Below are 10,106 nucleotides of genomic sequence, written 5' to 3'. Positions count from 1 at the left end.
TGTCCTGCATGATCTCCAAACCACGCAACAATTCGTTGGCGACGCGCAGTTGATCTTCCAGGTTACCTTTCTCTCGCCCGGCAGCATCAGCAGCCTTCTCTGCGGCTTGAGTGATTTCGGTCTGATGGTTGCTCAATGTCAGCGCCCCCATACCGGCAGCGCCCGTTCCTGCAGCAAGATAATGCACGGCATGCGTCAGCCCAGAACCCGCCAACAGCGAAAGGTGTTCTGACTGGAACAGTGAGGTCAGCCAAGGCTCGATACGGGAGCGCAGATCTTTTTGGGTAAATGTCTTGCCGTTGACCCAAGAGGTTTCCTGCCCCGTCCCTAAAGTGAATCCATTTTCAGTACTGACAAATTCGATTGGCTTTTTGTCATCGCGCGTCTTAATAAAATTAGTTGGTTGCTCTTTTTTTTGTTCTTTGATTTGCTCTTTTGGTAGTTCGCTCACTATTTATTTCCTTATAAAAACTGTAAATCCTGCTCAATTTCTTCGACGGTCGGCAGCGCGCCTTTGAGGTTATCGGGCAGCGACTCGACCAAGGTATATTCACTGACGCCCATCGGTTTATTCATATCGCGCAGGGCAAACTCCACCTCGATATTGTTTTTATCGCGGCACAGCAGCAGGCCAATAGTGGGTTGGTCATCGTCACGTTTTAACAGGCTATCCACCGCCGACAGATAAAAATTGAGCTTGCCGGCATATTCGGGGATAAAACGGCGATTTTTTAACTCAATCACCACGTAGCACTTGAGGGTCACGTGATAGAACAAGAGATCGAGGTAGTAGTCATTGCCGGCGATTTCAAGGTGATACTGCCGGCCTATAAAGGCAAAACCTTTGCCCAGTTCCAGCAAAAACTGGGTGATGTGGGTGGTTAGTTGGCGCTCAATATCGCGTTCGTTATAGGGCGCTGTTAGTGCCATAAAATCGAAGGTATAAGGATCTTTCAGGGTTTGTGCGGCCAAATCTGACTGTGGGGCGCTCAGGGTGGTGGCAAAGTTATTCACGGCGCTGCCTGCACGGGCAAATAGGTTGGATTTGAGCTGCAGCGCCAGCACATCGCGGCTCCAGCCCTGCTCCAGGGTTTGGTTTACATAAAAGCGAGCCTCTTCAATACTCTGGCATTTGGTAAAGATCTGGATGTGGTGCCCCCACGGGAGCTGGGTGATCTGCTCGGACAGTACGCTATCTGGCTCGCCCTGCTCGGTCATTAGGTCAAATGCGCTGCCGGGCTGGACCAATTTGGCAACAGGCTGTTGCCAAATTGGTTGGCGGCAATAAAAACGGTAAAACGCGCGGCAATAGCGCAGATTTTTGGCCGAAAAGCCGCCAACGCCAGGAAAAGATTGGCGAAGATCCTGACTGAGGGTATCAATAAAGCCACTGCCCCAGGCGGCATTGACCTCCCGCTCCAGCAGCTGTGCGCCAAGACGCCAGTAAAAGCTGATCAATTCGCTGTTGGCGGCCAGCGCGGTGCGCAGGCGTGCGGATACGACCTGCTGTTTTATGGTCAGCAACCAGTTGCTGTAATCGGGTGGTAAGAGAGGCTTATCATTCATGCTGGGGCTCTCTATTTGGCAAGGCGGCTTGAAACATTGCGGCTTTTTCCGCTTCTGAGTTGCCATCGATTAAGCGGAAATAACTGCCCTGATAGGTCGGCAGATGGGGCTGGGCCAGCACAAAGGCGGTGGTGGAGACCACCTCGCCGCCGATACTGTCAAAACCGCGCGCGCCCAAATGCGCCATGCCCAAGATGGTGTGTTGCCCTAAAATGCGGGCGCGCAGTGCTTCGTAAGAGGAGAGGAACATCCAACTTTGCATGGTGATCATGGCGACCACGCCTGCTGCGGTGGTCAAGTCGAGATTGCGTTCGATAAAGATGGCGAACAGATCCGATTTGCTGTTTGGGAACCGCTTTTTGGCAAATTCTTTGAGATCGGCATTCATTCCTTTACTGCCCATGTACGGCGGATTGGCGATAACGGCATCATAACGTTGGGCTAACACGCTGGCCTGTGCCAGCAGGGGCAGCACGGTGTTGGCAGCAGACTTTTGCATGCTGTCGCCGGTGTCGGCTAGGCCTTTGACCGTGGTATGCAGCTCGCTGAGCTCTTTACTGAGTTCGGCTGGCACGCTAATTAGTGAACCTAAGGTTTTGGCGTTGATAAAGCGGGTGTGTAACTCATAGAGCAGGTGTAAGCGCGAATCGTTGGCGGTAAGGTGCTGGTGATTATCAGCAAACAGGTCGTCGGTTTGACCACGATCCCAATCGGCATTGAGGTTTAGATGCTTCCATAGTTGCGCCATATCCAGCGTTTTGCTCTCTTGCAGAGCATGGATATTCAGCTGGATATCGCGCGAAAACAGGCGGCGATCATCTTGGCGTGCCCGCATCATTAACGCAAAACCGGCTAATTGCGCGGCGCGATCATCAATGTCTAAGCCGTACAGGTTGTGATTCAGAATTAAAGCTGGGATCTCACGGCTGCGATACCCACGCTCTTCATAGATATGAAACAGCACGTTGTAGGCTTCAACCAAGATGTGCCCTGAGCCGCAGGCGGGATCAAAGACTTTGATAGTTTCCGGATCAAGGCTTTGGGCCGTCTGCTCCGCGATGGTATTGACCACTTCGTTGGGCTGGTCACCTGGCGCGACAAAGTAGGGCATATGTTGCTTGAGGGCGGCATCGGGATAGGTTTGCAGCCAGTGCCGGCCGAGTGAGTTTTGCACCAGATATTGCACAATCCAGTTGGGCGTAAACAACTGCGTGGCGGCGGGAATGTCTTCCGATTTAACTACTTTGCCGATCACGGCATCTTTCTTTTCGCTGATATAGAACTGATACAGCCAACCAATCACTTCCACCTGTTGCCAGTCACTTTCCGGAATGTCATCCACCAGTGTGCGCCAGAAGGCATCGGTGCGGGTCAGGTTGCTGGGTAGCAGCAGTTCGGTTTCATCATCAATGGCTTCAAATAAGAACGGCATGGCCTGATGCAAGCGATGGCATTGAGCCAGTAGCAGTTCACGGTAGACGTGTTCTTGTTTATCGCCTGCCACAAGTAACTCAATTAAGGCGGTCTTGTCGAGGTTGATGCCATCGCTGATCAGGCTATCGATCACTTGCAGTGCATTGTCGAGCACTTCAAAGCCCTTGGGTTGGTTGGGGTGTGATAGTACGCGCAGGCCGTGCTCTAAGTAGCTCTCTTCGCTTTTTAACTCCATGAAGCGGATGGCGCAAAAGCGGTTGAACCAGGTATAGGCCATTTGTTCCATCACGGCGGTAAAGCCTTGGGCGGCAATGCGCTGATGTAAACGCTTAATCGCGGCGTTATGTCGTGCCGGATGCGTGAAACCGGCCACTTGTAAGATGTCGCCAGTGACACTGAAGTCACTCACGCCGTTGGCGGTAAGGCCAAATTCGCTGGCACGAGAGGTGATGGCTTTGATAAATGCGGTGCGCGCCAAGGGGGCGACTTTTTTCAAGTTATTAGTGTTCATGAATGGCTCGTTAAGTCATAGCAAGGTCTGCGGGTGTATTAGCCCTGCGTGTTCCCGTAAAGCGGGTGCTGTGCATGTTGGCTATCGGCGCGAGCATGCCAGCTTTATTTCTTCTGGGTCATAGCGAGTGAGCCCCATCGCGCTCAGGGACTCGCTCGCTCGCATAAGATGAGTTATTTGATCCGCACACGTTTGCCGGCATGGATCGCTTGTTGCAGGTGGGCGCGCAGTTTTGCTAAGTACTGCTCAATATCCGTTTCCGACTCGATATAGTGTGCGTTATCACCAAACAGCTCACTCGGTGAGATCTGTTCAATGGGTTTCACCTTAACGACGACAGGCGCGATGAGGGTCTCGCTGTCGCTAGGCGGGCTGATGGGTTTTTGTTGGGTGATGTAGTGATTGACTAAGGCAATTACATTTTCTTCTTCATCTTCGGCTTGCTGTTTGAGGCTGATAAATTCATGCAGTGACACGCATTTATCTGCTTTGCCTTGGAGCAGCACGAACGGGCGCATGGCTTGATTTTGCTCATCGGCTGGCAGGTCACCAATCAGGTGCTTGGCGGCCTGTTGCTGGCGTGCAATCTCGGTTTGGGCTTGGGCGCGCGCTTGCTCGATCAGGCGTTGATGGATTTGACTTAGCGCGGCGATAAGCGGCGTGATCTCACGCAGTTTGCTGTAAGGCTTCTGGTCGCTATAGATAGCCTGCAGCTTGGCGAGCAATTCGGCGGCTTGGGCGTCGTTGTCTAACGCGTCACGGTTGATAGCAAATTGGCTGTGCAGTGCGCGATGCAGTTGCTGCCACGCGTCAAATTGGCGGCTAAAGAATTCGGCGACATCTTCAAAATCTTCGGCAAAATCGAGCAGTTCGTTTTCTTGTTGGCACAAGCTTTCAATCAGGGCGTAACTTTGTTGGCTATGGGCTAATAGGCCATCAATTAATTGGCGTCCTTGTTGCAGCACGGCTTGACCGGGGCAGGCGCATTGCTTGGCTTTAAACTCAAAATCGGCGAGTCGGCGTTGCTGCTCGTTGAGGACGGCGATGAGTTTTTCGGCGAGCTCTTTTTCTTGTGCATCAAACGGCGTTTGAAACAGCTCTTTAGCCAAGCGGGCAGCTTTAGTGATCTGCATGTCACTGTGTTGCCGCACGCTGCGCAGGCGCAAGTTGGCGTGGTTTCTGACCGAAGTGAAATGATCATAGCTGCGGTTAAGTGGCAAATCGCCGTTCGGGGTAGACAGCGCCACCTTGCCCTGTAATACCAAATGCGCCACTTGCAACATCACTTCGTCACGGTTCCAGCCGTAAGGGCGGGAGCTAAAGCGTTCGAGCAGCGCTTTGAAATACAGCGGTTGGTTTGACGATTCGATCAAGACAAGGTGCCCGATCAGCTCTTGCTTGGCCTCGGCGTTGGGATCGCGCTCACCTAGGTGCAGGTTGAGCTGGCCGACATCATCGGCACTCAGCACCGATTTGAGCTCTTGCGTCGGCTGCATGCCACAGCTTTTGAGCATGTTGAGCTTTTGGAAGCTGTTTTCAATGACGTATTTAAAGGCTTCATCGGTGATGTTAATCACACTCGATGCTTTGATATTCAGCTCTTGCCCCAAGGCAAAGATTTTTGCGGCTTTGACCAAAGTCTCAAATGAGTTTTTCAGGTTCTGCCGGCGCTGGGTGTTTTCTAGCGCTTTCTCGGCCAACAGTTTTTGCTGATCTGAGCGCTTGCTGTCGTGGCTAGCTAAATATTTAGCCGTCTTTTGCCAGGTAGTAAATTCACGCCATAAGCGGGTGTCATCGGGCAGGCGCAGCAGCACGCAATCTTCACTTAGCTTTAAGCAGCCTTGGTGATGATAGTCATCGTAATTCGCATCCAGCGGGGATATGACTTTTAGGATCAGATCGGTGCGCGCCTGCCCGTCTTGTGGATGGCCGTTACAAAAACGGCTGATCGGAAAATCCTGTTTGTTGACGGGGTAGCGGTATTGCCGACGGCTTGCTAGGACCTCATCAAAGATTAATTGGGCTAAATGGCGTGTCGATTCGGTCGCTTCCACCTGGGTGTGGCGGATCTCTTGTTCGATCTCTTTTTCTTCGTTGGTCAAAAACACATACTGATCGCCATTGCGTACGATCAGCATCTGTTGCTCCAAGCGCTCTAAACTGGCCTCGATATTTTTCCGTAAGGTAATTTTATCGGTGTCTATCTCTTCAATAGAGAGTGTGACTAAATTGTCGAGGGTTGATTTAACCAAGTCGACATAGCGGATTAAAAACAGGCCTTTTAATAGTTGCACATCGCAGGGCTGAAGCGCCTTGTTCTCACTGGCTTGTTCGAAGATACGTTTCACGTTGGTATCTAAGAACGACTCAATCGGTGTATAGAACGCATGAAACGGCACTAATACGCCGGTCTCTTTATCCATTTGCTGCCGGGCGGCGTTTTGAAACGCATCGAGCAAGGAGCGCTCGCCGCGTGATAAGTGTTTGCCGGTGGCACCAACTTTACGAATGGCTTCAAACACCTTTTGGATTAAGGTGTATTGATAGGGAATAAACGGGTAGTGATCGACAAACTCAACGCTATCGCTGTAATTGGCCAATTCGGCGGTGGTGGTGTTATCAAAGGCGAGTTGGTTGCGCAGTACATCACCTTTATGGGCGAACAAATCGGCCAAGGCATCTTTGGCTTGCGGCGTTTTTTGTAATAAACGCTTTTGAATAACTTCGTTGGTATTGGACGACGACAAGGAGATGCGGGTGTGAAAACGGCCTTGGATTTTTGAAAAATCTTGGCCATTTTTGCTGCTGAGATCGCCAAGGACGGCATCAATATCTTCTTGTGAGGTGACAATCACCCAAGCGCGCCCGCCACAGGCGGTACCGAGATTTTCAGTGATGGTCTGCAACTTGAGCATCATCTGGGTGTTGTTGCCGATAAACTGCCCCACTTCATCGACTAAAAAGACGATTCGTTGCTCATCGCCACAGCGCTTAAGGTATTCACGCACCCATTTACAGAAGTTGCTGATATCCAGAGTGAACATAGACTCAATATGTTCGATGCAGTGCTGCGCCGAGGCCTCGGACTGGCCGGTAACTTGGCTCCACGCTTGTGCCATGGGGTCGATGCGAAACAGGTAGCTGTCGCGCACCTCTTCCCACGTCTCGCCACTGAGTTCGAGAAATTTGTCTTTAAAGGCTTGGTATTGATTGAGGGCATCGAGCTCGCGCTCAAAATTGGCGATGTGCGGATGGTCACCGCAATAGCCTAAGCGCTCATTAAACACGCGTAAAAAGACTTTTAGGATGGCGTCTTCTTTGTCATTGGTATCCGCGCGGCTATCGATGTTAAACAAGATAACGTCAGTGCTGCGATTAACTGCGGCATGGATATCGCTATACAGCAAAGAGTCGCTGATTTTTTCTTTAAAAAACTCAATCGCACTCTTACTGCTGTCAGCATTGCTGGCGTGTTGGTTGCTCAGCAGGTAAGACAGAATTTTTATAAAGTGCGATTTACCTGAACCAAAAAAGCCTGAGACCCAAATGCCTACTTTTCCGGCAACGCTCGGGTCATCGGGGTTATTCACCCCCGGCAAGTAGTTTTCAAAAAAATGCCGAAAGTGTTTGTCGAGTTCGCGCGTGACCACGTATTCATCCAGCTCTGACCAGATGATCTGTTCATTGAGTTGGTCAGCTTTTACTACGCCGTTAATTGAGCGGTCGAGTTGTTTGGAAAAGAGTTCTTTAACCTGCATCAGGGATCTCATTAATCGAATTCTGGCTGCGCTTATTGGCAGCAAAATGAAAACCGCGGAGGGTGTCACCGATCGCGACATGACCGCGGTGCTAAATGATTGGGTTAGCTCACAGGGTTGGTTTTGGGGACCAGTTGAAAGGCACGGTAATAATTAGCCGCCGCCACATCAACACTGTCGAGATCAAACGGATGAAGCTCTAATCCGCTGTAGCTGCCGGGATAAAATAAAACCAACGGTGTTGCACCTAAGTGCGCATGTAAGGCATTAAGTAAGCCGTGGCCGCGGATCAGTGGCCAGCACTGGCCTAGGCCGGTAAGCACCACAAACTGCGCGTCTTGCTGTTCAATTTTACTTTTCAAATAGGCGGCTACCCGACCTTGTTCTAAGGGGCCTTTTAGGGCTTTCGCCAAGCCATCAATTCCTTTGCTTTTTTCAAACTTAAACGCTTCATCGAGCATTTTGCGCTCGCGTAGCATCGCTAACACTTCGGCAAACAAATTAAGATGCACAAAACGATAGCCAAGTTTGTCAAGCCGCTGCAGGCTAAACGTGACATATTCCCGCACGGTTAGCTCAAATTGTGCGGGGTAGTCAAAGATATAAAAACCGATCTCACCACCGAGTTCGCGGTTGTTTAGAAAATTGTCGCTTTTTAACCGATCCTCGATTTGTTCGAGTCGTTTTTTTAAGGCATGTTGGTTGTCAAAATGCTCATTCACAGGGCGCTCTCCATGGCTTCATAAGCTTTCATGCAAGATAGTTGTATTGCCCACGCCTTCGCTTCGGGAAGTAGGTAGACATTTTTTAATTTCTTGTTGCGCCCAGACTCTAGGTAACCTGTATCGGCCAATATCTTGATGATGTTGCTGCCGATCTTTTGAATTGAGCTAGCAGAATAGCTATCTAAATCAGCCACAACACGCTGGCGCGATAACATAAAATCTGACCAATCAGAAGCACTAAGGGCATCACGGTACATACGACGCGCATCACTCACGACGGTGGTCATGAAATCACCCAGTACAGGTGATTGATGGATCACGGCTAATAACAGCAACTGTTTAGCCGCTTCGTCTGAGCATTCCAACAGGTATTCCCAGAACTTTGCCCCCATGGGGAGGAGACGCTTACGTACGGTGGATGCCATGCGCTTGGCGCTGTGCTGAGAGTTCTTTTGTAGACAGTTATCGGAAACGATAGCTTCTTCCCAGCGTGAGGCATCTGGTGACGCCAAGAGTAATTGAGCAATAATGCGACTTTCGCGCAGCATGATGCTGCCGCCAATGATGTCACCTAAATACGCTTTGCTATCCATTATGTCCCCAATACACTGCGGATAGATGGGCGCAATACACGCTATGGCCCATCAAATTAACTGAAATTGACCTCGATTATCCGCTAATCAAGTTTTAAAAACTATGTCGCCAGCGGCGCCGTTGGCACGAGAATATAACGCTTGGATCGACATAATATTCATCAGCTGCTCATGAGATATTCGCTAGGGGCAAAGTGATCGGTGTTCACCTCGTCAGCCTTAGCATCTTTGCTTGCCTTGACCATTTCGCCAATGTTGAAGGCATCAAAGGAGAGGCCGTAGGCAACCGAGAGGCGACTAAAGATCGCCGGTGTTAGCTTTTTGTTCTTTAACCGTTGTGGCCTAGGCATCGGCATCAGCTCCAGGGGATAGCGTTCAGGAACATGATCAAGCATGCTGCGATACTGTGGGATCATGGCGCCACCGCCACATAAGAAGGTGGTGATGGTCGAATTCGTCCAGCCTTGTGGGCTACCTTTGATTCCGCCTAGATAACTACTGTCGCTCTCATACAGTACCTCTTTTAATATTCTGCATACTTGTTGCAAAAAGCGGACATCGAGGGCTTTAAGCTGGTTTTTAGACACCTTAAATAAGCGACAAAACTCTTTATCGGACGGAAATTTGGTGTTGTCTAACGAAGCGCTAGTTTTTGCCGCGTTAAGTCGGTGCTGAAAGAACATATCGACCCCTAGCGGTTTAACTTGCTGGCTAAAGGTTTTAAAACGCCATAAACCGGTTACACGTTCAACGGTGAAAAATACGATGTCCAATGTTCCCGCCCCAATATCCACTAATACGTGTGAATAGGGACGACGTGAAGGCGATTGCACATAACCCACAATTTGCGCCAAAAATTCAGGGAAGATTTCAACGGCACCAAGGTGTAAACGTCGTGCAGAGTTGATCGATGCAAGTCTCTCTAAGCGGAGTTTTTTTGCGGCAGATAGCGAAATGGTTGCCGCTTGGCTTAAAACCCAAGCGTTATGCACCATGTTCTTATAGAGCGTAATTAAGTTTGTATTATCAAAACTGGCCGCAGGTAGGCCGACGTTGATCAGCCAGTTGAGCTTTACTTTACCAAAGTGAGTATTCGCCATCGTCCAATTTCTGGTGTGCTTGAGGGTGAGTGCTAAAAATGCGGTAACGGCATCAACATCTTCATCGGTGATCTCATCCAAAATAAATGGCAGCTTGAGATTAGTGATTTTGTCCCGATCTGCACTAGGCGATAAGTAGCAATCACCTTGCTCCGACACATGCATTCTACTTGGGATACAATAATCACTATTTTTATATGGAATAGCATAGGCGTCAGTAATATCTCCGACCACAACTTTAGTGAAGGCTGTGCCGAAGTCTAAGCCGACAACAATAGGCTTAAGTGCTGCGATATTTTTAATTGTAAAGTAAACTCACCAATGTCAAAAGAAGGTGATTGCCATGATGAAGCCATTTGTTCTGACAGAATGTGAAATAATCACTCTTAAAGAGTTGGCTCTGAATCATCTGGATAGGG

At 49.8% G+C, this 10,106-nt stretch carries 7 protein-coding genes; all 7 read right to left on the bottom strand.

Annotated features, from left to right (window positions below; all coding sequences use genetic code 11):
* Positions 1-451: hypothetical protein (locus ACRCZA_RS15745; RefSeq protein WP_438675338.1), on the bottom strand; the 451-nt coding region annotated here is incomplete at its 3' end.
* 11 nt (positions 452-462) lie between these two features.
* Positions 463-1,566 carry a PDDEXK nuclease domain-containing protein gene (locus tag ACRCZA_RS15740; protein WP_438675337.1) on the bottom strand — a complete coding sequence of 368 codons (1,104 nt, stop codon included), beginning with the start codon at positions 1,564-1,566 and terminating at the stop codon, positions 463-465.
* Positions 1,559-3,511, bottom strand: a complete 1,953-nt coding sequence (gene pglX, locus ACRCZA_RS15735) for a BREX-1 system adenine-specific DNA-methyltransferase PglX (RefSeq protein WP_438675336.1) — start codon at positions 3,509-3,511, stop codon at positions 1,559-1,561. Before pglX ends, ACRCZA_RS15740 begins: the two co-directional genes overlap by 8 nt.
* Before the next feature lie 173 nt (positions 3,512-3,684).
* Positions 3,685-7,269, bottom strand: coding sequence for a BREX system P-loop protein BrxC (brxC, locus tag ACRCZA_RS15730; RefSeq protein ID WP_438675335.1), 3,585 nt, complete (start codon positions 7,267-7,269; stop codon positions 3,685-3,687).
* A 104-nt stretch (positions 7,270-7,373) separates the two neighbouring features.
* Entirely contained in the window at positions 7,374-7,991 is a 618-nt protein-coding gene (locus tag ACRCZA_RS15725; protein WP_438675334.1) for a DUF1788 domain-containing protein, read from the bottom strand.
* Entirely contained in the window at positions 7,988-8,587 is a 600-nt protein-coding gene (locus ACRCZA_RS15720; protein WP_438675333.1) for a DUF1819 family protein, read from the bottom strand. The genes ACRCZA_RS15725 and ACRCZA_RS15720 overlap by 4 nt, the downstream gene beginning before the upstream one ends.
* Before the next feature lie 161 nt (positions 8,588-8,748).
* The gene (locus ACRCZA_RS15715) at positions 8,749-9,846 is read right to left on the bottom strand and encodes a hypothetical protein (RefSeq protein WP_438675332.1); all 1,098 of its coding nucleotides are present in this window, start codon (positions 9,844-9,846) and stop codon (positions 8,749-8,751) included.
* Between the last annotated feature and the right edge of the window lie 260 nt (positions 9,847-10,106).

The sequence above is a fragment of the Shewanella sp. genome, assembly GCF_051658185.1.
In the GTDB taxonomy this organism is placed as follows: Bacteria; Pseudomonadota; Gammaproteobacteria; order Enterobacterales; family Shewanellaceae; genus Shewanella.
The sequence above is the reverse complement of the archived record's forward strand: the minus strand, read 5'-3'. Positions and strand labels throughout refer to the sequence as shown.

Bases quoted from the DNA above. Each gene is read 5' to 3' on its own strand.
- ACRCZA_RS15740 (WP_438675337.1), bottom strand. From the start codon at position 1,566: ATGAATGATAAGCCTCTCTTACCACCCGATTACAGCAACTGGTTGCTG.
- pglX (WP_438675336.1), bottom strand. From the start codon at position 3,511: ATGAACACTAATAACTTGAAAAAAGTCGCCCCCTTGGCGCGCACCGCA.
- brxC (WP_438675335.1), bottom strand. From the start codon at position 7,269: ATGCAGGTTAAAGAACTCTTTTCCAAACAACTCGACCGCTCAATTAAC.
- ACRCZA_RS15720 (WP_438675333.1), bottom strand. From the start codon at position 8,587: ATGGATAGCAAAGCGTATTTAGGTGACATCATTGGCGGCAGCATCATG.